General features: G+C 36.0%; 28 protein-coding genes, 1 pseudogene and 1 riboswitch. Of the genes and pseudogenes, 5 read left to right on the plus strand and 24 right to left on the minus strand.

Translation table 11 applies throughout. The annotated features are described in order from the left end of the window. Nucleotides 1-18 precede the first annotated feature (18 nt). Together J4P91_RS20685 and J4P91_RS20690 are read right to left on the minus strand one after the other, a co-directional pair. Nucleotides 19-1,434 carry a bifunctional metallophosphatase/5'-nucleotidase gene (locus tag J4P91_RS20685; RefSeq protein WP_243763946.1) on the minus strand — a complete coding sequence of 472 codons (1,416 nt, stop codon included), beginning with the start codon at nucleotides 1,432-1,434 and terminating at the stop codon, nucleotides 19-21. A 400-nt stretch (nucleotides 1,435-1,834) separates the two neighbouring features. Further along, complete coding sequence (locus J4P91_RS20690; protein WP_207995654.1) at nucleotides 1,835-2,176, minus strand: hypothetical protein; 342 nt, start codon at nucleotides 2,174-2,176, stop codon at nucleotides 1,835-1,837. A gap of 132 nt (nucleotides 2,177-2,308) precedes the next feature. On the opposite strand from J4P91_RS20690, the gene J4P91_RS20695 reads away from it, so the two are divergent. From J4P91_RS20695 to J4P91_RS20710, 4 genes are all read left to right on the plus strand, one after another. Next, complete coding sequence (locus J4P91_RS20695) at nucleotides 2,309-2,680, plus strand: GntR family transcriptional regulator (protein ID WP_207995655.1); 372 nt, start codon at nucleotides 2,309-2,311, stop codon at nucleotides 2,678-2,680. A 5-nt stretch (nucleotides 2,681-2,685) separates the two neighbouring features. Further along, nucleotides 2,686-3,552, plus strand: coding sequence for an ABC transporter ATP-binding protein (locus J4P91_RS20700; protein WP_017153236.1), 867 nt, complete (start codon nucleotides 2,686-2,688; stop codon nucleotides 3,550-3,552). Continuing rightward, entirely contained in the window at nucleotides 3,545-4,153 is a 609-nt protein-coding gene (locus tag J4P91_RS20705; RefSeq protein ID WP_207995656.1) for an ABC-2 transporter permease, read from the plus strand. Before J4P91_RS20700 ends, J4P91_RS20705 begins: the two co-directional genes overlap by 8 nt. Nucleotides 4,154-4,387: 234 nt before the next feature. After that, complete coding sequence (locus J4P91_RS20710) at nucleotides 4,388-5,194, plus strand: MerR family transcriptional regulator (RefSeq protein WP_034278990.1); 807 nt, start codon at nucleotides 4,388-4,390, stop codon at nucleotides 5,192-5,194. A gap of 209 nt (nucleotides 5,195-5,403) precedes the next feature. Here J4P91_RS20710 and J4P91_RS29030 read toward each other — a convergent pair whose 3' ends face one another. The 17 genes from J4P91_RS29030 to J4P91_RS20790 form a co-directional block, all read right to left on the minus strand. After that, nucleotides 5,404-5,670: a hypothetical protein gene (locus J4P91_RS29030; protein WP_243763938.1), complete on the minus strand. Its 267-nt coding sequence runs from the start codon at nucleotides 5,668-5,670 to the stop codon at nucleotides 5,404-5,406. After that, on the minus strand, nucleotides 5,630-7,129 hold the full coding sequence (locus tag J4P91_RS20715) for an ATP-dependent nuclease (RefSeq protein ID WP_243763939.1): 1,500 nt from the start codon (nucleotides 7,127-7,129) through the stop codon (nucleotides 5,630-5,632). The genes J4P91_RS29030 and J4P91_RS20715 overlap by 41 nt, the downstream gene beginning before the upstream one ends. 397 nt (nucleotides 7,130-7,526) lie before the next feature. Continuing rightward, a complete protein-coding gene (gene sufB, locus J4P91_RS20720) occupies nucleotides 7,527-8,924 on the minus strand; it encodes a Fe-S cluster assembly protein SufB (protein ID WP_017153240.1) in 1,398 nt (465 codons plus the stop codon). A gap of 48 nt (nucleotides 8,925-8,972) precedes the next feature. Beyond that, a complete protein-coding gene (gene sufU / locus J4P91_RS20725; protein ID WP_017153241.1) occupies nucleotides 8,973-9,404 on the minus strand; it encodes a Fe-S cluster assembly sulfur transfer protein SufU in 432 nt (143 codons plus the stop codon). Continuing rightward, the gene (gene sufS / locus J4P91_RS20730; RefSeq protein ID WP_207995657.1) at nucleotides 9,394-10,614 is read right to left on the minus strand and encodes a cysteine desulfurase SufS; all 1,221 of its coding nucleotides are present in this window, start codon (nucleotides 10,612-10,614) and stop codon (nucleotides 9,394-9,396) included. The genes sufU and sufS overlap by 11 nt, the downstream gene beginning before the upstream one ends. Then, complete coding sequence (gene sufD, locus J4P91_RS20735; RefSeq protein ID WP_207995658.1) at nucleotides 10,614-11,906, minus strand: Fe-S cluster assembly protein SufD; 1,293 nt, start codon at nucleotides 11,904-11,906, stop codon at nucleotides 10,614-10,616. The genes sufS and sufD overlap by 1 nt, the downstream gene beginning before the upstream one ends. Before the next feature lie 15 nt (nucleotides 11,907-11,921). Then, the gene (sufC, locus tag J4P91_RS20740) at nucleotides 11,922-12,707 is read right to left on the minus strand and encodes a Fe-S cluster assembly ATPase SufC (protein ID WP_017153244.1); all 786 of its coding nucleotides are present in this window, start codon (nucleotides 12,705-12,707) and stop codon (nucleotides 11,922-11,924) included. A 235-nt stretch (nucleotides 12,708-12,942) separates the two neighbouring features. Then, nucleotides 12,943-13,749, minus strand: a complete 807-nt coding sequence (metQ, locus tag J4P91_RS20745; protein WP_207995659.1) for a methionine ABC transporter substrate-binding lipoprotein MetQ — start codon at nucleotides 13,747-13,749, stop codon at nucleotides 12,943-12,945. A 102-nt stretch (nucleotides 13,750-13,851) separates the two neighbouring features. After that, nucleotides 13,852-14,658, minus strand: coding sequence for a methionine ABC transporter substrate-binding lipoprotein MetQ (metQ, locus tag J4P91_RS20750; RefSeq protein WP_207995660.1), 807 nt, complete (start codon nucleotides 14,656-14,658; stop codon nucleotides 13,852-13,854). 29 nt (nucleotides 14,659-14,687) lie between these two features. After that, nucleotides 14,688-15,353, minus strand: a complete 666-nt coding sequence (locus J4P91_RS20755) for a methionine ABC transporter permease (RefSeq protein WP_017153246.1) — start codon at nucleotides 15,351-15,353, stop codon at nucleotides 14,688-14,690. Further along, the gene (locus J4P91_RS20760) at nucleotides 15,346-16,371 is read right to left on the minus strand and encodes a methionine ABC transporter ATP-binding protein (protein ID WP_017153247.1); all 1,026 of its coding nucleotides are present in this window, start codon (nucleotides 16,369-16,371) and stop codon (nucleotides 15,346-15,348) included. The genes J4P91_RS20755 and J4P91_RS20760 overlap by 8 nt, the downstream gene beginning before the upstream one ends. Before the next feature lie 471 nt (nucleotides 16,372-16,842). After that, nucleotides 16,843-16,952, minus strand: a riboswitch (SAM riboswitch). Between the two features lie 125 nt (nucleotides 16,953-17,077). Beyond that, the gene (locus J4P91_RS20765; RefSeq protein ID WP_017153248.1) at nucleotides 17,078-17,422 is read right to left on the minus strand and encodes a hypothetical protein; all 345 of its coding nucleotides are present in this window, start codon (nucleotides 17,420-17,422) and stop codon (nucleotides 17,078-17,080) included. Nucleotides 17,423-17,572: 150 nt separating this feature from the next. Continuing rightward, nucleotides 17,573-17,881, minus strand: a complete 309-nt coding sequence (locus tag J4P91_RS20770; protein ID WP_077294545.1) for a thioredoxin family protein — start codon at nucleotides 17,879-17,881, stop codon at nucleotides 17,573-17,575. A 3-nt stretch (nucleotides 17,882-17,884) separates the two neighbouring features. Continuing rightward, complete coding sequence (locus J4P91_RS20775) at nucleotides 17,885-18,229, minus strand: toprim domain-containing protein (protein ID WP_000263236.1); 345 nt, start codon at nucleotides 18,227-18,229, stop codon at nucleotides 17,885-17,887. 246 nt (nucleotides 18,230-18,475) lie between these two features. After that, nucleotides 18,476-18,859 (minus strand): glycine cleavage system protein GcvH, encoded by a 384-nt coding sequence (gene gcvH, locus J4P91_RS20780; RefSeq protein WP_017153249.1) that lies wholly within the window; start codon nucleotides 18,857-18,859, stop codon nucleotides 18,476-18,478. A gap of 41 nt (nucleotides 18,860-18,900) precedes the next feature. After that, nucleotides 18,901-19,266, minus strand: a complete 366-nt coding sequence (locus J4P91_RS20785) for an arsenate reductase family protein (RefSeq protein WP_026049293.1) — start codon at nucleotides 19,264-19,266, stop codon at nucleotides 18,901-18,903. Nucleotides 19,267-19,624: 358 nt separating this feature from the next. Beyond that, complete coding sequence (locus J4P91_RS20790) at nucleotides 19,625-20,158, minus strand: hypothetical protein (RefSeq protein ID WP_207995661.1); 534 nt, start codon at nucleotides 20,156-20,158, stop codon at nucleotides 19,625-19,627. A 142-nt stretch (nucleotides 20,159-20,300) separates the two neighbouring features. On the opposite strand from J4P91_RS20790, the gene J4P91_RS20795 reads away from it, so the two are divergent. After that, entirely contained in the window at nucleotides 20,301-20,954 is a 654-nt protein-coding gene (locus J4P91_RS20795; protein WP_017153252.1) for a phosphatase PAP2 family protein, read from the plus strand. Between the two features lie 67 nt (nucleotides 20,955-21,021). Here the strand turns inward: J4P91_RS20795 and J4P91_RS20800 are convergent, their stop codons facing one another. The 5 genes and pseudogenes from J4P91_RS20800 to J4P91_RS29770 form a co-directional block, all read right to left on the minus strand. Further along, entirely contained in the window at nucleotides 21,022-22,035 is a 1,014-nt protein-coding gene (locus J4P91_RS20800; protein WP_207995662.1) for a PTS sugar transporter subunit IIC, read from the minus strand. A 20-nt stretch (nucleotides 22,036-22,055) separates the two neighbouring features. Further along, nucleotides 22,056-23,006 (minus strand): L-lactate dehydrogenase, encoded by a 951-nt coding sequence (locus J4P91_RS20805; RefSeq protein ID WP_483862148.1) that lies wholly within the window; start codon nucleotides 23,004-23,006, stop codon nucleotides 22,056-22,058. A gap of 255 nt (nucleotides 23,007-23,261) precedes the next feature. Next, on the minus strand, nucleotides 23,262-23,510 hold the full coding sequence (locus tag J4P91_RS20810) for a spore coat protein (protein ID WP_207995663.1): 249 nt from the start codon (nucleotides 23,508-23,510) through the stop codon (nucleotides 23,262-23,264). A 13-nt stretch (nucleotides 23,511-23,523) separates the two neighbouring features. Further along, nucleotides 23,524-23,709, minus strand: a complete 186-nt coding sequence (locus J4P91_RS20815; RefSeq protein WP_006096499.1) for a hypothetical protein — start codon at nucleotides 23,707-23,709, stop codon at nucleotides 23,524-23,526. A 743-nt stretch (nucleotides 23,710-24,452) separates the two neighbouring features. Continuing rightward, nucleotides 24,453-24,857 (minus strand): annotated as a pseudogene (locus J4P91_RS29770) (hypothetical protein); the annotation flags it as partial. Nucleotides 24,858-25,144 lie beyond the last annotated feature (287 nt).

Raw genomic sequence — 25,144 nt, forward strand, 5'->3', positions numbered from 1 at the left:
TGTTACAGGTTAACTAGCCTATAGTTTAATGGAAGATGTATAAGTTATTAACATCTCTGTTAACACATCTCGTAACAGTTCTGGCATATAATATTGTTTTTCAGAAAGTGTGGATAGTTCTGGGTATAAGTACCCGAACGTAAACATATCGATCGTCCCAACAGTATATACGCGATTTAATTCTAAAGATTCCCCATTAATCAGCACATCTTTAAGTAAAATTTTATTTCCAGGAATCGTATCTGGAATAACTTCGATACCATCATAAATCATTTTCCCCATCACTTTCCCACGAAAGCCGAGCCCTTTTACTTCAAGCCCCTCCATATTTGGACGACGTGCTTTTAAAATAACTTCCCGTAATGTTTTGCCTTTTACTTTTAGTGCACATGGATTAATAGGATGTGGACAAATGCGGTGGATATCTCCTCGTGTGACAATTCCTTCTTTTAATCCTTCTAATAATACACCTGCATTCACCATGCCAACCTCAGCATTACACCACTCTTTTAATGCACTGGCAAGCATACTAGAAAATGTTGTTTCCTTGAACCAATCAATCGGTAAAGGTTCCTTTAACTCAATAATCGGTTCTGCCATAATCCGCTTACTTTCTTCCTCTAACACTTCAATCGTAGGTAACGCCTCTCCGGAAACTTTCAGCTCTTTTGTACAAAGCGCTCGCCCATCTTTTTTCACAATTTGCTTTGTCTCTTTGTCTACTGTTAACTGAACGTGCCCAACGTAGCGCCCCCACTTTTCCCCGCAACAAAGAAGAGTCTCATTTACAAGAACACCATGCTCAAACAAATGATGCGTATGCGCTCCTAAAATAACATCAATATCATAATGCTCTGCCATATACTCATCTGCATTCTTTCCAAGATGAGAAAGAACGACAGTAACATCAGCTTTTTCTTTCACGTCTTCTAGAATTACTTCCAAATGCGTAATTGGATCTTCAATATGCCAACCTAACATTTCATAAAAATCAGGATAAGCTACCGTTAAGCCGATAAAAGCTATCGTAATTCCATCTGCATTTGTATGCAGCTTGTACGGCTTTGCCCAAGTAGGACGCGTTCCGTCTTTTTCAAATAAATTAGCTAGCAATACTTCAAAATTAGCTTCATCATATAGATGATCTAAATGCTCTTTTGCTAATGTAATGCCTTCATTATTTCCAATCGTTACATAATCATATAACGCTTCGTTTAATAATTTCGTATTCCCCTGTCCATTCGTTGCTTCCGTTATGCGATGAAAACGATCTACATGATCGCCAATATCTAATGTAAAAACAGACTCTCCGGCTTTCTGTCTATGCTTTTTCTCTTCTTGTACAAACCGAGAAATCTGTGGCCAATTTTCAAAATGACTATGTATATCGTTTGTATGATAAAGGTGAATGATTGTTTCTTTATTGATATCCAGAGAAAAAACCTCCTCTCAGTTCCTTACTGCCTTTTACGCTATGCGCGTGCAATAATCCTGTAAATACTTTTCGCCTTTTCTTGCTATTTTACATTGTACTCTCATTGAATGAAAAAGCAAAAAGATACCTTTCAATTAGAAAATCTTTACACTAAAATAAAGTGAAACTTCCATCAGTGGGGGTTTTCTTCATCCCCCACTGATGGTCAGCCCTCACGAATCGGGCTTTTACGGGCAGTTGCCCCCCGCCTATCTTCCTCGTTTCTCTCTGAATCTTGAGGTGGGGTCTTACTGCCCACGAATAGCAGGATAAATGTACGGAGGTGACTCATTTGTCTAACAAATATAGCTTTCTCTCTCTATGGATTACATTAGCTGGAGTTGTTTTATTTTCACTCATTTATGCTCTTGCGGCAAATTCAAACTTTTTACCAATCATTTTCTTTTTTACTAGCATCACTTGCATCATCCTCGGCCTCATATTCAGCATGATCGCCATAAACAAAAACGAACCAAGCAAATGGAAGTTTGTAAGTATTTTTGTTCCACTTCTAGCTGTTATCTTCATATTACTTATCCCTGTTCTCATCGGAGCATTTGGCTTTAGGGAACCATAAAAACGCCTTGCTGAGCAGGGCGCTTTCGCATTTCTAATTAACCATTTAAACTCTATATATTCTTCTTGTTCTTTTCGAGCGGATTTATCCCATATTAACACTGTCATCCCTATACTCACTTCCATAATTAAATCTACTATTAATCCACATGAACACTCCTTATAAAAAATTTTCTGAAAAAACATTGCATTTTTGATACATAATATATATATTGTATATAGAGTATATATACAATATAAAGACTAAGAGGGATTTGCATGCAAATAATCATTTCAAATAGTTCCAAGGAGCCAATTTACGAACAAATTAAAAATCAAATAAAGTCGCTAATTTTAACTGGTGATTTAAAAGAGGGATCGCCACTCCCATCAATGCGCCAGCTCGCAAAGGATTTGCAAATTAGTATTATTACGACAAAGCGCGCGTATGAGGAGCTAGAAAAAGCAGGCTTTATTTATTCAATTGTAGGTAAGGGCTCGTTTGTTGCTGAACAAAATTTAGATATAGTACGTGAGAAAAAATTAAAAGTGATTGAAGAACAGTTATTGTCTGTCATTACTAATAGTAAGGAAATTGGGCTACCGCTAGCGGAACTGCGAGAATTATTAACTATTTTATATGAGGAGTAAAACGTATGGAGAATATAGTAGAGCTACACAATGTTAGTAAAACATTTCAAGGTTTTTCGATAAAGCAATTAAATTTACAAATCAAAAAAGGATTTGTAACAGGATTCATCGGCGCAAATGGTGCCGGTAAATCGACAATCATTAAAATAATGATGAACTTATTAAAGCCAGATGCGGGCGAGGTTAAAATTTTCGGCTTAGACTACGCAACGCACGAAAAAGAAATTAAAGAGCGCATCAGTTTTGTTTTTGATAGTAACGTATTTTATGAAGGCTTAAATCTAAAGGATATTAAGCGTATGATCGCCCCTGCTTATAAAAATTGGGATGAAACGATATTCAAGCGCTATATAGAACAGTTTGAATTGCCAATGAATAAAGCGATTAAAACTTTTTCAAAAGGGATGCAGATGAAGGCTTCATTAGCGCTTGCGCTATCACATCATGCCGAGTTGATTATTATGGATGAGCCAACAGCAGGCTTAGACCCAATATTTAGGCGTGAATTACTCGATTTACTACATGAATTAATGCTTGATGGCAATCGCACAATTTTCTTCTCTACACATATTACGACGGATTTAGATCGCATCGCTGATTTTATTGCTTTTTTAAAAAAGGGAAAATTAATCTTTAATCAATCGATTCATGAAGTAGAAGAAAACTATGCCTTAGTAAAAGGCAGTACGGATTTATTAGACCGCGATACAGAAAAAGCCTTTGTACATGTTCATCGTGCACCGACTGGCTTTGAGGCATTAACGAATAATGTAACTGAAGTTGAACAAATTTTTGGTAATGAAGTTATGATTGAACGTGCCTCATTAGAAGATATCATGTATTACTCGAAAGGAGTAGGGCATCATGCTTAATTTAATCAAGCGCGATTTAATTTTACAGAAGAAACAATTACTCTTTTATTTAGGCTTCATTATCTTTTTTATTGTGATGAACAAGAACCACCCTATTTTTATATTTACGCTTGCAAGTATTTTGATTCCATTTAATACGCATGCCTACGATGCAAAGGCAGAAACAAATATTTTATTAAATTCTTTACCATATACACGTAAGGAAATTGTCGCTTCACGTTATATTGGAGCAATTGTTTACATGTTGCTAGCAATTGCTGCAACAAGCGCAATGCTTATCATCTTTCAAAAGTCATTTATTGTAGAGCATATTGTAATGGGCAATGCATTGTTTTTGCTATTTGCAGCCTTTACATTTCCACTATTTTATCAATTTAAACAAGAGCATCTGATTTTGTTTATTATGGCTTCATTTTTAGGATTAACTGCTTTTGGTCCACCTGCTGTACAATTTCTTGCAACAGAGTTTAGTACGGTTACCGATGCAATTTTCAGCTTATCTATCCCTACTTTGTATGCCATAGCTACGATTATTATCATATGTGCTTATATCATTTCATGGAGGGTATCATTAATCATTTATCAACGTAAAGCATTTTAATTCAGAATATTCCTTATTATGATTCATTTTTTAAAAGAGAAAAATCCGGTGAGGTTTCACCGGATTTTCTTATGTGCCAAAGGACATTTCAAAATATCTTTTCCGCTTTACTCATTCCGGTTGTCCTCAAAACATTTTAATTTACGGAACCTTAAAATAGAATATTGACTCTCCAGTTAGGGGAGTATGTATGATACATTTGTAATCCAAAATGTGCACACAAGGATGATGATTATGTTTCGAATCGGAGACTTTTCAAAGCTTAATAAAATTTCTATCAAAACGCTGCGTTATTACGATGAAATTGATCTTTTAAAACCACAAAAAATCGATAACCACACAGGATACCGTTATTATTCAGCTCAGCAAATCCCTAGACTTCATCGCATTTTAGCTTTAAAAGATGTTGGCTTTTCATTACAAGAAATTTCAATTTTATTAGATGATGAAGCCACCAAACACGAAATGTTTCTCAAGAAAACACATGAAATAAAAATAGAAATTCGAAAAAAAGAAGAGCAGCTGTTACGATTGCAGACTGTTTTCACTCGAACACAGGAGGAGAAAAGTATGAATTATCATATTGTAACTAAACAAATTGAACCGATACAAGTAGCCGCAATCAATGAAAAACTAAACTCAGCTTTAAAACAAAGCGAACTATGGGGAGAACTTATTAATCATATTGATAAACATCACGTAAAACGCAATGCTCCTATCGCTATCTATAATACTTCTACGAAAGAAGATACAATTCACTTAAAAGTTTGTATGCCTATTACAAAAAACATACAAGAAACAGAAAATATCAAAATAGAACAATTACCTGTTATAGAGCAGGCAGCTTGCATCATTCATAAAGGTACGAATGACACACTAACCAATGCGTATACTGCTGTCCAACAATGGATTGAGCAAAATCAGTATGAAGTAACTGGCCCCGTTCGAGAAGTTCATATTGAAGGATATCATTCTACTTTGAATCCAGAAGAGCATGTGACTGAGATTCAAATTCCGGTTATGAAGAGGAACACTATCTAAATATTACTTATCGCATCTTGTCGAAAGGCTACTATATTTTACTTTCATATTAAGGTAGTACTCTGTAAAACAGAGTACTACCTTAATATATTAGCCAACAGAATCTTCCGTTTCAAATGTGCTTATTTTCACGAAACATATCAAATTAAATGCTGATATATCATTTATTAATCCAAGATTACAGCGCTTATTATTTTAGTAAACTATGTTCATACTTGAGCTTTTTCTTTTGCTTTTTCTTTTTTCTTTTTCTCTTCTAGTTCTTCTTGGACTTTTTTTTCTATCAATTCATCAAATAAATCTTTGTAATTTTCTTCATGAATTATTCTACAAAATCCTCCACCAATAATTGTCTTCGCATCTTTTTGCACTATGTGTTTAAATAAGCTTTTTATTAAATTTCTAGCTTCACCGTACTCATCTTCTCCCTCAGGCTCATGAATGATTTGATATATAGTCTGTGTTTTTTTTATCATTAGGCACATCACCAATACCAATGGCATTTTCAAAATTAGAGATTGAACAAAATATTCTTACGTTACTATTCCCCTTAAGTTTATATATATTTTCACAATTAGTTTTTTGTGCTTTTAGTGTTGTAGAGGTATATCTTGAATGATTATCTACATCGTGCAAAACATCATAATTTGTATTGAACTGATTTAAAATTTTCATCAAAGTTCCAATTGTCGATTTACCTCTGGCACGAATTATATGTACATTTTCGTTCTCCAATTTAGCAAGATGTTGAAAAGCAATATACTCTGTATCACCTTCCACAATTAATATTTTATCAGCAAAGAAAAATTCATTTACATAGGAATCCACATAGTTAAATATCTTAATATTCTGAATGTCATTCTTATCAAATTGTTCACTAATGGATTTATATAGTTGAATCGCTTCTGTTTCGCCAACACGAAAAACTTGAATCGAAGTATGCTTTTCTGATAAATCTATAAGTATAGGAGAATGCGTTGAAATCATGAGGGGCATTTTTGCACCAATTTTATAAAGGGAACGACTAAGTGCTCGAACTGCCTCTGGATGCAAGAAAGCTTCTGGTTCATCAATTAACAATAACTTATCATCATTCTCCCCCATTAATCTATTTTGTATCATATTTTGAATAAGATATATTAAACTCATTCGTTGTAGCCCAGTCCCTTGATTTTCTAAGGGCATTTTAGATTGACTATTGCTGTCAATATGTACATTAGAATTTGTTGACTTTAGAATATCATTTGAAGAAAAACCGTCACTTTCTCCACCTACAACATTTAATGTTAAATGTTCATTTGAAAAAAGGCTTCGTAAATCTCTAGATACATCACCACTTACTTTTTTCAAGAGTCTATCCGTACTTAATTTTAACTTTCTCAAGAACTCAGGATATGACTTTTTTAGTGCTGCATACTCACTTGCTAACTCCACCAAATCTTTTTCTTCCTCAGAGTCATCTTCATAGTTCTCAAGCTTTTGCAAGTCATTTTTTATAATTTCTGAATATATATTTTGAATTAAATCATTAATATCTTCGGGCAACATAGATGGCGTTATGTAAAAAGGCTGATTACTAAGAATTGTTTCTAGTGTACCCTTTAAGCTGTGCTTGCCTTTGATTTCAACATCATTTTCATCATAAAACCTTGGAGCTTTTTCTTTTTCATATTTCTTCACTATTTTGATTTTCTCTTCTCCAGAATCAAACACAGCAATTAATTCAATTGTACTTTTATTTCTAGAGAAACAATCGTTAGGAATTGTTGTAGTTTTAGTCTCTTTCATAAAAAAACGATTGATCGCTTCTAGTACAATCGACTTACCAGTATTATTCCTACCAGTTAAAATAGCAATTGAATCCTTCGAAAATTCAATGCTAAAAGTATCTTTAAAAACCTTATAATTTGTAACACTAAACATTGTTAATCGCATTTAATAATATTCTCCTCCTTAAATAAACTAAATTAATGTTACCATCCATTCCTCTTTAAATACAAATATTTGGATTAACACCAAAAAATAACATATTAATTATCATTCAAAAATCTAATATACTATTACGATAAAATAAAAATAATGTTGTCTTTCTGTAAAACTTTAAGCTAAATAACTCTAAGGGATACAGTGTTACTGCCCTTTATAAGTATAGTGGTACTTTTATATCATCATTAACCTAATAAATTGTATCATGATTACAACATTAGAAATTGTTCAAATCGAGTCAGATAAATTCCATCTTAAATTGGCCACAAAGGAACAAAAAAGTGACTTGAAATTCTACATGAGAAAACCCCGCCACAATTTTTGATGTGACGGGGTTTTTGAAGTTTTAACCAATAGAACCTTCCATCTCGAATTTGATTAGACGGTTCATTTCAACTGCGTATTCCATTGGAAGTTCGCGAGTGAATGGCTCGATGAAGCCCATTACGATCATTTCTGTCGCTTCCTGCTCAGAAATACCGCGACTCATTAGGTAGAATAATTGTTCTTCTGATACTTTTGATACTTTCGCTTCGTGCTCAAGTGAAACGTGATCGTTTTTGATCTCGTTGTAAGGAATTGTATCAGATGTAGATTGGTTATCCATGATTAACGTGTCACATTCGATGTTAGAGCGAGAGTTTGTCGCTTTTGGTCCGAAGTGTACGATACCACGATACGTTACTTTACCACCATGTTTTGCAATCGATTTAGAAACGATTGTTGAAGATGTATTTGGCGCTAAGTGAATCATTTTCGCACCAGCATCTTGGTGTTGGCCTTTACCAGCAATCGCGATAGATAATGTTAAACCACGAGCGCCTTCGCCTTTTAAGATAACTGCTGGGTATTTCATCGTTAATTTAGATCCGATGTTACCGTCAATCCATTCCATCGTTGCGTTTGCTTCACAAACAGCACGTTTTGTAACTAGGTTGTATACGTTGTTCGCCCAGTTTTGGATTGTTGTATAACGGCAATATGCATCTTTCTTAATGATGATTTCTACTACCGCACTGTGCAGTGAGTTTGTTGTGTAAACAGGAGCCGTACAACCTTCTACGTAGTGTACGTGTGCGCCTTCGTCTACGATAATAAGCGTACGCTCGAATTGTCCCATATTTTCAGAGTTAATACGGAAATACGCTTGAAGTGGTGTATCAACTTTTACACCTTTTGGAACGTAGATGAATGATCCACCAGACCAAACTGCAGAGTTTAATGCTGCAAATTTGTTGTCAGTTGGTGGGATTACTTTTCCGAAATGCTCGCGGAAAATATCTTCGTTCTCTTTTAATGCGCTATCTGTATCTTTGAAGACGATTCCTAGAGCTTCTAGGTCTTCTTTCATGTTGTGATATACAACTTCAGATTCGTACTGTGCAGATACACCAGCTAAATATTTTTGCTCAGCTTCTGGAATACCTAATTTATCAAATGTCGCTTTAATTTCATCAGGTACTTCATCCCAAGACTTCTCAGATTTCTCAGATGGTTTTACGTAATACGTAATTTCATCGAAATCTAAGTCGTTTAAGTCGCCGCCCCATTGTGGCATTGGCATTTCGTAGAACTTATCCAGTGATTTTAAACGGAAGTCTAACATCCACTGTGGTTCTTCTTTCATACGTGAAATCTCTTCAACGATTTCTTTTGTTAAACCGCGTCCAGCACGGAAAATCGAAACGTCTTTGTCCTTGAAACCATATTTATAATCGCCGATATCTGGCAGTTTCTTCGCCATGTTGGTATGTCCCTCCTTAGATAACCTCGTGTTTAGGAACCTGTAACATTACTTATCTTCGTTTAAGCCTTTTTCTAACGCTTTCCAAGCTAATGTTGCACATTTAATACGTGCTGGAAACTTGCACACGCCTTGTAATGCTTCAATATCTCCTAAATCTACGCTGTCATCATACTCTTTTCCTAGCATCATATCAGAGAAAATTTTAGAAAGCTGAAGTGCCTCTTCAATTTTCTTTCCTTTTACTGCTTGCGTCATCATCGAAGCTGAAGACATGGAGATAGAACAACCTTCTCCCTCAAACTTCGCTTCTTGTACAATACCATCTTCAACTTTCATCGTAAGTTGAATGCGATCGCCGCAAGTTGGATTGTTCAAGTTAACGGTAACACTATCTTCTAACACGCCATGGTTACGAGGATTTTTATAATGATCCATAATAACTTGACGATATAACGTATCTAAATTATTAAATGACATTTGTGAAATACTCCTTTGTTTTCGTTAGCGCTTCAACAAATGTATCGATTTCTTCTTTTGTATTATATAAATAGAAGCTTGCACGTGCTGTAGAAGAAGCTTTTAACCACTTCATAAGCGGCTGTGCACAGTGATGTCCTGCGCGAACCGCAATGCCTTCTACATCTAATACTGTCGCCACATCGTGCGGATGCACTTCATCAATATTAAATGTAACAAGACCAGCGCGATGCTTTGGACCATAAATTGTAACGCCATCTACTTCTGATAGTCTTTCTAAAGCGTACTGCGCTAATTCATGCTCATGCTTTTCAATATTATCAAGACCGATTTCTTCTAGGAAATCAATTGCCGCTCCAAGTCCGATCGCATTACCGATAATCGGTGTACCAGCTTCAAACTTCCACGGAAGCTCTTTCCACGTAGAATCTTGCAAGTCTACAAAATCAATCATTTCACCGCCAAACTCAATTGGCTCCATATTGTCTAGCAATTCCTTCTTACCATATAATACGCCGACACCTGTAGGCCCGCACATTTTATGAGCGGATAACGCGTAGAAATCACAATTTAAATCTTGTACATCCACCTTCATATGAGGTGTACTTTGTGCACCGTCTACGACCATGATTGCACCATTTTGATGTGCGATTTCTGCGACTTCTTTTACAGGGTTAATCGTTCCAAGTACGTTAGACACATACATGATAGAAACGATTTTTGTATTCGGTGTAATCGTTTGACGTGCATCTTCAATAGAGATTGTTCCGTCTGGCTGAAGCGGAAGATATTTTAAAGTTGCGCCTGTTTTCTTCGCAACTTGTTGCCACGGAATAATGTTACTATGGTGTTCCATGTAAGAGATGACGATTTCATCGCCTTCTTTTACATTTTCCAGGCCATAGCTCGCTGCTACTGTATTTAATGCAGTTGTTGTTCCGCGCGTGAAAATAATTTCTTCCATTGATTTCGCGTTAATAAATTTGCGAACTTTCTCACGTGTACCTTCATACGCATCGGTAGCTTTCGTACCGAGCGTATGAACACCGCGATGCACGTTAGAATTATATTCTTTATAGTAACGTTCTAACGTTTCAATGACTTGAATTGGTTTTTGAGAAGTTGCTGCACTATCGAAATATACAAGTTGTTTACCGTTCACCTTTTGATCAAGAATTGGAAACTGTTTGCGTATTTCATGAATATCCATTAGCGAACTTTCCTTTCGATTACCTCAACAAGCTGCGCTTTTACTCCTTCAATTGGAAGCTCATTTACAACAGGTGCTAAGAATCCATGGATGACTAAACGTTCTGCTTCTTTCTTCGGAATACCACGGCTCATTAAGTAGTATAGTTGAATTGGATCTACGCGGCCTACAGAAGCTGCGTGACCTGCCATTACATCGTCTTCATCAATTAGAAGAATTGGGTTTGCATCACCGCGTGCTTTTTCATTTAACATAAGAACGCGAGAAGATTGTTGTGCATTTGATTTAGATGCACCATGTTCAATCTTACCAATTCCGTTAAAGATAGATGTTGCATTATCTGTTTGTACACCGTGTTTTAAAATGAATCCTTCAGAGTGTTTACCGAAATGAACAACTTTAGTTGTAAAGTTTTGTGTTTGACTGCCACGACCAATTGTTACTGTTTTTGTATCAGCAAATGATCCGTCGCCCATTAAGTTCGTTACGTTCTCTGAAATTGTATTTCCGTCATTCATAAGGCCTAATGCCCACTCAATACGACCGTCACGTCCTACAACGCCGCGGCGATTTACGTAAGTCGTTACATCTTTTGCTAATAGATCAACTGCACCGAATTTCACTTGTGCACCTTGTTCTACGATTACTTCTGCTACAATATTCGCAATACCTGTAACAGTTTCATTTGCTACGTAGTTTTCTACGTATGTTGCAGAACTATTAGCATCAGCTACGAATAATACGTGGTTATATACGTTTGCTTCTTCGCCGTCTACTAAGAATACAGCTTGAAGTGGTGTTTCAAGAACAACGTTTTTTGGAACATATACAAATGCACCGCCGTTGATCAATGCTGCATGAAGTGCTGTTAAGCGATGCTCATCCACCTTCACGCCATCTTTCATTAAGTACTTTTGTACTAAGTCAGCATGCTCAGTTGCAGCTGTTACGATATCTGTGAAAATAACACCTTTTTCTTTTGCTTCATCAGCTAAAGAAACGAATGCAGTTGTACCAGTACGTTGTACCAATACACTGTTATTTTCATCGATTAAATTTTTCACTGCTTCTGGAAGTTCTGCTAAAGAACTTACAGGCTCTTGCTTAGGAGTAGCGCCTTTTCCGATAAAGTCCCATTTATCAATTTTTGTTTTATCAGGCGTTGGCATTGGAAGTTCAGTTGCTTGTGCAAGAGCTTGTAAGCGGAACTCAGTCAACCAAGCAGCTTCGTTTACTTCGCTTGCGCGCTGACGGATTGTTTCTTGATCGAAAGGTAATGTACCGATTGTCATGTTTATGCTCCTCTCTTACGCTTCTTGCTCTGCTGTTTCGTCTTCAATACCTAATTCTTTTTTAATCCAGTCGTAACCTTCAGCTTCTAGACGTTGTGCAAGCTCAGGACCACCAGATTTCACAATGCGACCGTTCATCATAACGTGAACGAAGTCTGGAGTGATGTAGTTTAATAAACGTTGGTAATGCGTAATCATTAGGCAACCAAACTCTTCACCGCGCATTTCGTTAATACCTTTAGATACAACTTTTAATGCATCGATATCAAGACCAGAGTCGATCTCATCTAAGATTGCAATTTTTGGCTCAATCATCATTAATTGAAGAATTTCGTTACGTTTTTTCTCACCGCCAGAGAAACCTTCGTTTAAGTAACGTTGTGCCATTTCTGGATCCATTTCTAGGAATTCCATATTTTTATCTAATTTGCGGATAAATTTCATAAGAGAAATTTCATCGCCTTCTTCACGACGTGCATTAATTGCAGAACGTAAGAAGTCAGCGTTTGTTACTCCGCTAATTTCACTTGGATATTGCATTGCTAGGAATAGACCCGCTTGTGCGCGCTCATCTACTTCCATTTCTAGTACATCTTCACCGTCGATGATGATGCTTCCTTCTGTTACTTCATATTTTGGGTGACCCATAATTGCAGAAGATAAAGTTGATTTACCTGTTCCGTTAGGTCCCATAATTGCGTGGATTTCTCCACCTTTTACTTCAAGGTTTACACCTTTTAAGATTTCTTTACCATCGATTGATACATGTAAGTCTTTAACCGTTAATGTAGAACCAGCCATCTCAATACCTCCATTAATCCTCTATATACATTTTAAAAATTCCTAAAACATTCACATTCTCATTTTATTCTCATTCTAATTTTATATCAAATAAAATGATATCGCAAACGCTGAGAAAATGTAACAATTTTTTCACAAATGTATATAAGTATTTCCCTCACATCCTATTATGATACACCTTTCTTCTTATATATATAAAGGAAAAAGGGCTGGAAATTTCCTAGCCCTTTCATGCCTACTCACTTACCGGAAGTACTGCTCCCTTATACTCTTTATTAATAAAATCTTGAATTTCTTTTGAATGTAACACTTCTACTAATTCCTTAATTTCTTTTTTCTTTTCATCACCTTTACGAACGGCAATAATATTTGCATACGGAGAATCTGATCCTTCAATTGCAATTGCATCTTTTTTCGGATTTAATTTTGCATCAATCGCATAGTTTGAATTAATAAATAATGCATCACCTTCATTATTTTCGTATAACTTTGGCGAAAGCCCTGGCTCAACATCTGTTTTAAACTTCAAGTTTTTTGGGTTCTCCACAATATCTTTGACTGTCGCTTTAACGACATCTACACCATCTTTCAGTTTAATGACGCCACCTTTTTGCAATAATGCAAGCATACGACCGCGTTCCGCCACGTTATTACTCATAATTACTGTTCCGTCATTTGGAAGGTCTTTTAAACTTTTATATTTCTTAGAATAGATTCCCATAGGCTCTAAATGAATTTTTCCTGCATTTACAATTTTATACCCCTTTTCCTCAATCTCCTTGTCTAAATAAGGGATATGTTGAAAATAGTTTGCATCAATTTCTTTATCTGCTAACGCTTTATTTGGTAACACATAGTCTTGGAATGTTTTAATTTCTAATTTAATGCCTTTTTTCTCTAATATAGGCTGCGCTTTTTCTAAAATAACAGCATGTGGTACATTCGAAGCTCCGACAACAAGTGTATTTTCATCTTTCCCGCCGCAAGCAGCTAATGCAAATACAAAGATTGCTATAAAAATGGATAATATAATTTTCTTCATCAGATGTCACCCTTATTTTTGTAATTTTTAGAACATTTATCGTATATTGATTTTATTAGGTACAAAATAAGAGCTGGCATTTACCAGCCCTTTTTATACCTATTATTCTTTTACAGGAACAACTGCGCCTTTATATTCCTTGTTAATGAAGTCTTCAATTTCTTTGGAATGTAATACTTCTACAAGTGCTTTAATTTCTTTTTTATCTTTATCGCCTTTACGAACTGCAACTACGTTTGCATATGGAGAATCGTTTCCTTCGATCGCAATTGCATCTTTCGCTGGGTCCAATTTTGCATCAATTGCATAGTTTGAGTTAATTAAAACAGCATCGCCTTCTTTGTTGTTATACACTTGTGGCAATAAACCAGGCTCGATATCTGTTTTGAACTTCAAGTTTTTCGGATTTTCCGCAATATCTTTTGGAGTTGCTTTTACTGGGTCTACACCATCTTTAATTTTTAAAACGCCCTCTTTTTGCAAGATTGCTAACCCACGTCCATGGTCAGCAACAGAGTTACTCATGATGATTGTGGCTCCGTCTGGAAGCTCTTTTAAGCTTTTATACTTTTGAGAATATACACCAATTGGCTCTAAATGAATTTTACCCGCTATTTCAAATTTATATCCTTTGTCTTTAATCTCTTTTTCTAAATACGGAATATGCTGGAAATAGTTTGCGTCTAAATCTTTATCCGCTAATGATTTATTCGGCAGTACGTAATCTTGGAATGGCTTAATTTCTAATTCTATACCTTTTTTCTCAAGTAACGGTTTTGCCTTCTCTAAAATCTCAGCGTGTGGTACGTTAGAAGCACCGACAACAAGCTTATCTTCACTTTTTCCTCCACAAGCAGCTAAACCAAAAATTGATGTTGTAATAAGTGCTGAAAGTAATAATTTTTTCATGCTGTAAACACCCTTCCCTTTTAATAAATTTACCGTTTGTCAATTCGAGTTGTAACAAAATCACCGATCCATTGAAGCAAGAAGACAACGAGTAATACACAAATTGTTGCAACAATTGTCACATCGTTATTTCCGCGCTGGAATCCTTCTAAATAAGCAAGTGTGCCAAGCCCTCCAGCACCGACAACACCAGCCATTGCTGTATAACCAACAAGAGCGATTGTCGTTACAGTAATACCAGATACCAGTGCTGGTAAGGATTCCGGAATCAATACTTTCCAAATAATCGTGCTCGTTTTTGCCCCCATTGCTTTTGAAGCTTCAATTACCCCTTTATCAATCTCGCGAAGTGCAATTTCAACCATCCTTGCATAAAATGGTGCTGCTCCAATAATTAAAGCTGGTAGTGCTGCGCTTGCCCCAAGAATTGTTCCAAGAAGAATTTTCGTAAATGGAATTAATAAAATAATTAAAATGATAAATGGAATGGAACGAAAGATATTTACAAATGCTCCAATCACTGTGTGAATCGCTTTGTTTTCCCACAAGTTATCTTTAGATGTCATAAAGAGTAATAGTCCTAAAATAAGACCGAATACAAATGTGGCAAGTGCTGCGATTGCCGTCATATATAATGTTTCACCTGTCGCTTCTAGCATTTTACTCCAATCAACGTTTGATAATAATTTATCCATGTGCAATCACCTCCAGCTCTACTTGCTCCTGATTAATTCCTGCTATTGCTTGCTGGATTGCTGCTTCTTCACCATTTAAGTGAACAATTAAATTTCCATAAGACCCATTGTTCGTTTGTGCGATATTCCCTTGAAGTACACTCACTTCAATATCCTCTCGCCTCATTAATCTTTGAAGCACTGGACGCTCTACGGAATCACCAATAAACTGCAAACGAATAACTTTTCCATCTGGATATTTTTCCAATAAACTCTCAATCGCTTCATTTGTATCTTCAGAATCCGTTAACTGTTGTACAAATCGTTTTGTAATCTCCTGCTTTGGATTGCGGAATACATCTAGTACAGGACCACTTTCTACGATTTTCCCTTTTTCCATTACCGCAACGCGATTACAGATTTTTTGAATGACATGCATTTCATGTGTAATCAATACGATTGTTAAATCAAGGCGTTTATTAATATCTAATAGTAAATCTAAAATTTGATCTGTCGTTTCTGGATCCAGTGCCGATGTTGCTTCATCACACAAAAGTACTTTTGGATCATTCGCTAATGCTCTCGCAATCCCAACGCGCTGCTTTTGTCCACCGCTTAACTGTGATGGATATGCATCGCCTCTTCCTTCTAATCCAACAAGGCGGATTAACTCATCCACGCGCTTGCTTCGCTGTACTTTATCAACCCCTGCAATCTCAAGTGGGAAAGCGATATTTTCACGTACAGTTCGTGACCAAAGTAAGTTAAAGTGCTGAAAAATCATTCCGATTTCTTGTCTTGCCTTTCGAAGCTCATTCCCAGTAATTGCTGAAATAACACGATTAGCTATCGTAATCTGTCCGGAAGTTGGTTTCTCTAATTGATTAAACAATCTGATTAAAGAACTTTTACCAGCGCCGCTATATCCGATAACACCAAAGATCTCACCTTTTTCTATTTTTAAATTGGCGTCATCTACAGCAGTCACATCACCGTTTTTTGATTTATATATTTTCTTTACGTTCTCCAATAGGATCATGGTGTTCACCCCTTTTTTGTTTAAAAAGCGTAAGCGGCTTGTTTAGAACAAGAGGGCGTTGGAACCCCTGACGCAGAGGCGCTTTTTGCCTCGCAGGAAGGGGTGAAACGACCGACTGTTCTAGCCGCTGAAGCTGGATTTCTTAAAAAGCGTAAGCAGCTCGTTCAGAATGTGAGGGGGATGGAGCTTCTGACGTAGAGGCGCTTTTTACCTCGCAGGAAGAAGCGAAGCCACCGAACATTCTAGCTGCTGAAACTGGATTTCTTAAAAAGCGTAAGCGGCTCGTTTAGCTCTGCTCCTACAAATTCTTTTTATCTTTTCATGCAGGACGCAAAAATCTTGCCGCCGGGCTAAATTATTTAACGATTCTTTTTATTATTTGAATGTCCTCCTCATTCAAACAATAAAAAAACCTTTCTGCTTTTTGTATGAGCAGAAAGGTTTATATGCGTATATCAACATTATCCCTTCCTCTCATCTTTCAAAGCAATCGCTTTGCAGGAATTGGCACCATTTCAACATAAATGTTGACGGTTGCCGGGCTTCACAGGGCACAGTCCCTCCACCTCTCTTGATAAGAGAAATCAGATTGAATTTTCGTCTGATTTAAAATCTATTAAATTGTCTATATTTTATGAATTGAATTGTATCAACATACATCCACTATGTCAACAAAAAAATTCTCAAAAAACAAAACTTCAGAATATTAAGCGCCTACTTGCATTGGTTTACATATATGAAATACGGATTCTAATAATAACATCGTACGATACGTTCCATTATATTGAACACGCCCGCTGTGCAATAGTGTTTGCAACCGAATATTTCCAGTAACTAATCGACGTAAATCTTCCTCTCGAAAGCAAACAATTTGCTCTGTTCCCTTCGCACTCTTCAAAAGTTGTATATACTCTCTTGAAATTTGAAGTGAGCAACACTCATCTCCAAAACGAAAATTAATCGTTTTTTCTCCTTGCCGAAGAAGCGGTTCTAGATGATATTGGTTATTGGCATACGTTACAAATGATTGAAGCAACGAATATAATCCCATTCTAGTCACATCCTTCATTTCACTTTCTACTAATACCATTCCATCCTACCAAACAGCAATCCTGTTACTTTCTCTCGACAAATAACGTATCACTTCTATCCCTCGACATATTTCCCAAGAAATATGTCGAGGCGGCAAAAACTTTGCCGCCTACTGTAATTCTGTATATAAATATTCAACCGAATGAAATGCATATATTTTTTTCATAAGTGTTCCCCGCTCAAACACGAGTAAACAAGGGACACTTTCTACCTCATACTCTCGCGCTAAATGCGGCGCATAGTTTAAATCTAGCATGCCTATTTCCAAATCAGATATAGTAGCTTCTACCACTGTTAACATCTTCTTCGCTAACTGGCATGTTCCGCACATCGGTGTATATACATATAACACTGTTTTTTCTTGGTCTGCTATTAGAGCTGTAGCTTCAGCACCTGTCCAGTCAATCACTTCTATCATTCCTTACCGTAAATATTCTGTATAAACGTCAATGTCAGCTCCCCATAATACGTTCGCTAAATGATTAGAAGGAGCAGTTGCCACTTCGCGATACGAACGATCAATGTAAATATGCTCAGCTTGCGGGAATTCTTTCCGAAATTGTTTTCGGAGCTTTTCACCTGCAGCATCAGCATCCACTAGTACATATACTTCTTTATCAAAAAACTGATCAATGAGTTCATCCATTTTCGACAAACCAATTGTACCATTTGTACAAACAATTTCCACTGGTTCGCGAATAATAGATTCAATCTTTCTTCTATCTGATTTTCCTTCGACAATAATGACTTTCTCTACATAGACCATATGTCATCACCCGATCACCATATACTATGAAACAGCCTTACCTTAGTATATAGTATATTCGATATTTTCATGTTGTTTCCTGTTTATTTTTGTGAAGAAATGCGGAAACGGCTCGCTCAGAATGTGAGGGGGATGGAGCTTCTGACGTGGAGGCGGAGCTAGACAAAGAAAAGCGAGCCGCTCTTTCGTTCATGTAATACAAAATAAAAAGGACAGCACACAGGCTGTCCTTTTTGTCGACTAGAATTAGTCTTGGTTTGTCATTTCTGCGTATTGTTCTGCAGATAATAACTTTTCAACTTCACTTGCATCAGAAAGTTCAACTTTAACCATCCATGCACCTTCGTACGGAGAATCGTTAACAAGTTCTGGTTGGTCGCTTAAGTCTTCGTTTACTGCTACAACTTTACCGCTTACAGGTGCGTATAATTCAGAAACTGTTTTAACAGATTCTACGCTTCCGAATGGCTCGTCAGCTTCAATTGTTGCACCTACTTCAGGAAGTTCAACGAATACGATATCGCCTAACTCACTTTGTGCAAAATGAGTAATACCGATAACAACTTGGTTGCCTTCAGTTTTTACCCATTCGTGTTCTTCAGAGTAACGTAAATGATTTGGAATGCTCATGACTGTACCTCCAGTGAATGTATTAATTATGTAAAAATACCTTATTGGTACTTTTTCCACACACTTTCAAATTGCTCTTCGTTAAAACCAAGTGTTACATTCGTGCCATCTGTTACGATCGGACGTTTGATTAACATGCCATCAGATGCTAAAAGCTCAAACATTTCGTCTTCACTTGCATCCTTTAACTTATCTTTTAAGCCAAGCTCGCGGTAACGCATTCCACTTGTATTAAAGAATTTTTTTAATGGCAATTCACTTTTTGCATGTAAATTACGTAAATCTTCTTTTGACGGTGGATTTTCAACAATATGAATCATCTCATATGCTACATCGTTTGCCTCAAACCATTTCTTTGCTTTTTGACATGTACCACACTTTGGGTATGAATAAAATGTTACTGTCATAAATTCACCTACTTTTTTACTAACCTTTACCTTTATCATATAGAAAACATTTTATTATTTCAAACGATTCTTCTCCAAACTTTAACTTATTTCGTGACAACTTTCTTTAATCCTGCAAATTTTTCTTATTTTTCCGGTATTTAAGAAGATTTCATATAAAAAAATAAATATAAAAGTCCTCCTCTTCATTCATTACGTATAATTTAGACCGAACATATATATTAAACAAACGTTTATTTGATTTAATAATGACCTAAACACCCCTTAAAATATGCATTCATTCACATCGAACATACATCTTAAACAAACGTTTATTTAACACAAAAATAAACAATGAGAAGCCTAAGCTATAGGCTCCTCACTGTCTACTCAAATAATCCGCAATCGTTTGAAACACGTATACATACATATTATGAATACTTTGCTCTGAAATCGTATCATTGTATAAACCAGTGCCCCAAAATTGCCCTTCACTGCTACCCATATTTACAAAACCTTGTGTATACATCATTTCTTCATCTCTCGGTGTATTATTATAATCTAAATCTTTTTTAGTAAAAATTAAATATGGTCTATCCTTTAAACCGATAAAAAACACTGGCTTTTTTAACCCTAAAAATAGATCTGTATATTTTTCTTTTGATGCCTCTTCAAAATGTTCTTTCATAACCAGAAATCCGTCGACTTTATCAGATTTCTCCTTCATTTCATCTAATTTCACCTGTACAAACTTTATATTTCTAAACGTATCCTTTGGTGCTTCGCCGACAACTCCAATTACTAGTGCTCTCCCGCTATACTCTAAAGCAGATGGCACAACCTTATTCTTTTCACACCCAGCTCCCACGAGGCATAACAATATAAGAAAACAAAAACTTAGTGAACGCTTCATCCCTATCCCTCCATTTTCAAAGTCAAGTGACAAAAATGTAAGGTTAATTCAAGAAAATGTAAGTAAAATCAATAGCCCATTTTGATTTTCTATATTATAATCAATTGGATTTACTTACATTACTAAAACATAGGTGATACTCATGAAAAAATATAAACTTTCATCTTTTCTTCCATTAAGTTATATACTTCTACTCGTACTCGTAAGCCCCCTTTACGATGTACTGAATAAATCTGGCGTTCATGCCGTCGATGTAACGACTATGATTGATGATTGGATTCCATTTGTGAAGGCATTTATTATTCCTTATTTACTTTGGTTTCCATACTTATACGGTGCACTCATTTACTACTGCTTTAAAGATCGCAAACAGTACTATGTAACATTAAGCAGCGTTATCCTCGGAAAACTTGCTTGTTTTTCAATTTATTACTTTTGGCAAACAACGGTCCCTAGACCTACAGTTGTAGGCACAGACGTGTTCTCCGACTTAGTGCGCTATATTTATAGTATTGATCAGCCTGTAAACTGTTTCCCTAGCATCCACGTCCTAACAACATTTGTGATTATGTTAGCGGCTTATAAACGAAGAGAACAGCACAAATTAGAATATTTCATTCTTACTTTCTTTGGAACACTTATTATTTTATCGACACTGTTTACAAAGCAGCACGCTTTCTTAGATGCCGTTTCAGGTATGGCAGTCGCTAGCACACTATACTTCGGCGTACAATTATTACTAGTAAATAAAAAAGAAACTGTTACAATTCCAGTAAGACAAACTTATAAAATGTGACTAAAAAAGCAGACTGTGGCTTCTTCAGTCTGCTTTTATCTATATAAAGGAGATTGGGGGTTGTGACTTAAGATTGTGGCACAGTCATATCACCAGAATGAATACGGCCTGCTTTTCGTAATGCCATGTAAAGAATATATGAAACAGCTACTGGGATTACGATATAAGTGATAACCATCGCTGGCACAACGCCGAATCCTTGGCTGGAAATTAAATTAATTGGTGCAATAAGAGAACTTAATCCAAGACCCGCAATTTCTTTACCTGCTTCTAGTTGGAAGATCAGTGCAGATACAGGACCCACAATGGCGCTGGCAACGACAGTTGGGATGAGAATCATTGGATTTTTAGTAATGTTCGGCAATTGTACTTTCGGAGTACAAAGTGCCTGTGCTAAAATACCACCTAAATTGTTTTCTTTCGCAGAGATAACAGAGAATCCGATAAATTGAGCGACGCATCCTGCAAGTGCCGCACCTCCTGCAACACCATCTAGGCTAAGTGCAATTGCTAAAGCTGCTGATGACGCTGGAGAGATAAGTAATAGTCCCCAAACAACCGCAAGTACGATAGATGCAATGAATGGGCTACCAGCTGAACTATCTTTAATAAATGCGCCAACTGCATTTAAGACAGGACTAATATTTTGAGATAACCAAATACCGACTATACCAGAACCTAATATTGCTGCAAATGGAACGAGCATCATATCTAAAGCAGTTTTTCCGCTTAATCGTTTACCAATATAAACTGCTAAAGTTGCTGTTAATAACGCACCAATCGGTTCACCAGTTTTAATGATTAGACCAGCTTCAGTAATCGAAATGGATCCTGCTCCAATCGCCCCGGCAACCATCGCTGAGAAAATGACAAGTCCGTTTGCTCCAAGCATAAAAGCAATTCCTGCTCCAATTGCTGGTGCCATAAGTGATTTCGCGACGACTCCGATCGTAATTAACATCGGAATATCAACAATTCTTCCTATATTTTCGATAAGCAAACCAATTCCAAGGGATACGAAAATACCTTGTGCAATTCCGGCAGAACCTTTAAAGACACGAGACATTATATATTCCTTCATCTGTTTCACCTTCTCCTATTTTAGTAACCGATTGTTTTCATGTAGTCACGTAAAATATCATTCGATTTTGCAAATCGGCTTTCTTCATTTTCTGTTAAGTTTAGTTCTACAACTTCTTTCACGCCATCTCTTGTAATAATTACTGGTACACCTGTACAAATATCATACTCACCATATTCACCATCTAAAATTGCTGAAACAGCTATTACACGATGATCATCATTAAAGATAGAACGTGCAATATAAGCAAGTGAGTTACCAATACCGTAATAAGTAGTCCCTTTACGTTTATAAATTTCCCAACCAGCTTTTGCGGTTTTTTCTACAATGTCATCTAAATCAATTTCACCGAAACGTTCCTTTTGCTCTTCTAAAATTTGCAAGATTGGTTTCCCGCCGACTGTAACATGAGACCAAGCTACCATTTGTGAATCACCATGCTCACCTAATGAATAACCGTCAACGCTACGAGGATCAACTTCTAGCATTTCAGATAAAATAGTTCTTAATCGAGAAGAATCTAATGATGTTCCAGTACCAATCACGCGATTTCGTGGCAATCCAGATAACTTCCAAACTTGATAAGTAATAATATCAACTGGGTTTGATGCAAGTAAGAAGATGCCATCAAATCCACTTTCCATTACACCTTCTACAACACTTTCCATAATCTTCGCGCTTGCTCCTAAAGTATCCAAACGACTTTGTCCTGGTTTTGGAGCTGGACCTGCTGTAATAATTACAATGTCCATATCTTTACAGTCTTCATAATCGCCTGCATATACTTTTGTTCTTGTATTTGTAAAGTTAATGCAGTGCGATAAATCCATCGCTTCTCCAACTGCACGCTCATGATTTATATCAATTAATGCCAACTCTTCGCAGATACCTTGATTCACAATTGAATACGCACAGCTTGATCCTACTAATCCAGTACCAATAATTGCGATTTTTCTTGTGTTTTTATTCATAAGAATCTCTCCTATGTAATCATGTAATGTTTTATTTGTTCTTTATACTCTTCATTATAGAGATTCTCACCATAGAAACCATGGATACTTCGTGAAACATTGAGCAAAGTTTATGTATATTTTGTGAAACACTCTACTCTGTTTTCGTCATATTTGTTACAACTGGAAAAATATTTCATACATATTTATTGACATATACAAATGCACAAAAAAGCGAGTGAATCATCATCCGAGATTCACTCGCTTTTTTATTTATTACTGTGCGCTTAATTGACCTTTCGTTTGCTGAACAACCGATGGATTTGCAGGAGCCGCTGGTTTATAATATCCTTTTTGCAATGCATATTTGTATACATTACGTTGTCTCATTTCATCCTGATTACGAATGTGAATCAGCGTTTGATGTAACTGTTCGTTATTCGACTCTGCTATGTAATTCGCATAGCTAGTCAAACTAGCATTTAATTCCGATAAATAATCGTTAACCATATCTTTTTCATTCATATCCGATACCCTCCTAGCCTAAAAAGGACATTAATTGTTGTTTTGTATTTCTTGCAGCTTGTGCATCTTGTTGTAGCATTTGTTTCAATTGAGGATCTGTACACTGCTGCGCATACTGATCTAGTTTATTCGCAACTGTCGCATGCCCCCCAATAAGATGACGTAAATTTTCAAGCTCAAGCTCTGTTAAGTTTGGCATAATAAAAACCTTCCTTTCTTTGGTCATTCATCATTTAGTATTTATTTGTTTTTGGAATGTATACAGTAAAAATGCTCTCTACATGAAAATGTTGAAATGAAATTTCAGGAGTTCTTTTTTATGTATCTATAATTTTAGCTATGAGTGTTGCAAAAACATGGTATGATGCGAGTTATTTTATAAGAAGTTTTAAATAATTAAATTATAGTAATAGAAAAAGAAAGCAATCTTTTTTATTACTAACAAAAAGACTGCTTTCTTTTTACAATTAATTAGCTATAATTGATGGTTTGCTCTATAAGAAAACTAACTCAATCATTCCGGTATTAATTGGACATATAACCTACAATTTATATACCCTCATATAACAAAAAAGCTTATCCTTTTTAAGGAATAAGCTTTTTACGATTTATATAAATTTTAAGCAAAATTAAAATTTAGGACCATACCCAAACATCTTCTGTATTTAACTTTTCAATAGAAGCATCAACAGAACTATTTGACCATTCATGTCCTATAAACATCCCCTTCACTCTAACTTGATCTCCTACTTTTACATCCGGAACTTTTGTTGCCTGAAAATAGATTGTTCCTGTATCCACTTCAGAACGCCCAGAGTTTAATGCCTCAGATTTTACTACTACATAATCCTTACCAACTTCAATAATCTCGGCTTCAAATACACTTGTTCCTTCGTCTAATACGCTCTCTACTTTTTTTGTATTTGCTACATCAGTAGTGTATTTAGAAAGTGTAAATTTAGACGTAAAGCTCATTTTCTTTACATATGAAGAATTCACTCCTGCCTGAAATTGAACCGAAATCTCCCCATCTTTTTGTGCTTTAAAGACACGACCATACGGTGAATTAGCATTATATGTACCAATTACTTGATTGTCTGCATCATACACCGTGTAAGAAATAGGAAATCCTGAATTATATACGAATACAGTAAGTTCTTCTCCCTTTTTCAGGTTAAAAGATTCTTTTTGAGAAACTTCATAAGAACTTAATGAATAAGATTTTGTAACATCTTTTACTTCCATATTTAAAGTAGCTGCACTTGCCTTTGTTGCTTCTAATCCTGGTAAGTTCGTTCCAGTGAGTACTACAAATCCTAATGCTCCAGCTAAAATAAGTTTTTTCATTGACTAAATTCCTCCTCTATTCTTTTTACTTTAAAAGGTATTATTTCTAATTTAATACCTGTAATCATTATAGTTACAATAATAATGATTATCAATTAAAAAATGTATGCAATTTTGCATACATACAAATCTTATATAATATCAGTCTTTTTCTTTCCCTGTCCTGCACCCATAAGCTACTATATCAACTCAAAAAAACCAGCAGTCATGATGAAGTGAACCCAAAAAGTTAGACAAATATTCTAAGCAGCTAATAAGGATTGGATTCTGTATTCCACAGGGCTCAA

Source organism: Bacillus sp. XF8, assembly GCF_017498755.1.
GTDB classification, from domain to species: domain Bacteria; phylum Bacillota; class Bacilli; order Bacillales; family Bacillaceae_G; genus Bacillus_A; species Bacillus_A bingmayongensis.

Excerpts from the sequence above, each read along its gene's own strand:
- J4P91_RS20795 (WP_017153252.1), top strand. The coding sequence starts at position 20,301 with ATGAAAAAATATAAACTTTCATCTTTTCTTCCATTAAGTTATATACTT.
- J4P91_RS20770 (WP_077294545.1), bottom strand. The coding sequence starts at position 17,881 with ATGATAGAAGTGATTGACTGGACAGGTGCTGAAGCTACAGCTCTAATA.
- J4P91_RS20800 (WP_207995662.1), bottom strand. The coding sequence starts at position 22,035 with ATGAAGGAATATATAATGTCTCGTGTCTTTAAAGGTTCTGCCGGAATT.
- sufC (WP_017153244.1), bottom strand. The coding sequence starts at position 12,707 with ATGGCTGGTTCTACATTAACGGTTAAAGACTTACATGTATCAATCGAT.
- metQ (WP_207995660.1), bottom strand. The coding sequence starts at position 14,658 with ATGAAAAAATTATTACTTTCAGCACTTATTACAACATCAATTTTTGGT.
- gcvH (WP_017153249.1), bottom strand. The coding sequence starts at position 18,859 with ATGAGCATTCCAAATCATTTACGTTACTCTGAAGAACACGAATGGGTA.
- sufD (WP_207995658.1), bottom strand. The coding sequence starts at position 11,906 with ATGACAATCGGTACATTACCTTTCGATCAAGAAACAATCCGTCAGCGC.
- metQ (WP_207995659.1), bottom strand. The coding sequence starts at position 13,749 with ATGAAGAAAATTATATTATCCATTTTTATAGCAATCTTTGTATTTGCA.
- J4P91_RS20690 (WP_207995654.1), bottom strand. The coding sequence starts at position 2,176 with ATGGAAGTGAGTATAGGGATGACAGTGTTAATATGGGATAAATCCGCT.
- sufS (WP_207995657.1), bottom strand. The coding sequence starts at position 10,614 with ATGGATATTCATGAAATACGCAAACAGTTTCCAATTCTTGATCAAAAG.
- J4P91_RS20805 (WP_483862148.1), bottom strand. The coding sequence starts at position 23,006 with ATGAATAAAAACACAAGAAAAATCGCAATTATTGGTACTGGATTAGTA.
- J4P91_RS29030 (WP_243763938.1), bottom strand. The coding sequence starts at position 5,670 with ATGATAAAAAAAACACAGACTATATATCAAATCATTCATGAGCCTGAG.
- J4P91_RS20760 (WP_017153247.1), bottom strand. The coding sequence starts at position 16,371 with ATGATCCTATTGGAGAACGTAAAGAAAATATATAAATCAAAAAACGGT.
- sufB (WP_017153240.1), bottom strand. The coding sequence starts at position 8,924 with ATGGCGAAGAAACTGCCAGATATCGGCGATTATAAATATGGTTTCAAG.
- J4P91_RS20815 (WP_006096499.1), bottom strand. The coding sequence starts at position 23,709 with ATGCCAAACTTAACAGAGCTTGAGCTTGAAAATTTACGTCATCTTATT.
- J4P91_RS20785 (WP_026049293.1), bottom strand. The coding sequence starts at position 19,266 with ATGACAGTAACATTTTATTCATACCCAAAGTGTGGTACATGTCAAAAA.
- J4P91_RS20705 (WP_207995656.1), top strand. The coding sequence starts at position 3,545 with ATGCTTAATTTAATCAAGCGCGATTTAATTTTACAGAAGAAACAATTA.
- J4P91_RS20695 (WP_207995655.1), top strand. The coding sequence starts at position 2,309 with ATGCAAATAATCATTTCAAATAGTTCCAAGGAGCCAATTTACGAACAA.
- sufU (WP_017153241.1), bottom strand. The coding sequence starts at position 9,404 with ATGTCATTTAATAATTTAGATACGTTATATCGTCAAGTTATTATGGAT.
- J4P91_RS20755 (WP_017153246.1), bottom strand. The coding sequence starts at position 15,353 with ATGGATAAATTATTATCAAACGTTGATTGGAGTAAAATGCTAGAAGCG.
- J4P91_RS20790 (WP_207995661.1), bottom strand. The coding sequence starts at position 20,158 with ATGAAGCGTTCACTAAGTTTTTGTTTTCTTATATTGTTATGCCTCGTG.
- J4P91_RS20700 (WP_017153236.1), top strand. The coding sequence starts at position 2,686 with ATGGAGAATATAGTAGAGCTACACAATGTTAGTAAAACATTTCAAGGT.
- J4P91_RS20810 (WP_207995663.1), bottom strand. The coding sequence starts at position 23,510 with ATGAATGAAAAAGATATGGTTAACGATTATTTATCGGAATTAAATGCT.
- J4P91_RS20775 (WP_000263236.1), bottom strand. The coding sequence starts at position 18,229 with ATGGTCTATGTAGAGAAAGTCATTATTGTCGAAGGAAAATCAGATAGA.
- J4P91_RS20710 (WP_034278990.1), top strand. The coding sequence starts at position 4,388 with ATGTTTCGAATCGGAGACTTTTCAAAGCTTAATAAAATTTCTATCAAA.
- J4P91_RS20765 (WP_017153248.1), bottom strand. The coding sequence starts at position 17,422 with ATGGGATTATATTCGTTGCTTCAATCATTTGTAACGTATGCCAATAAC.
- J4P91_RS20715 (WP_243763939.1), bottom strand. The coding sequence starts at position 7,129 with ATGCGATTAACAATGTTTAGTGTTACAAATTATAAGGTTTTTAAAGAT.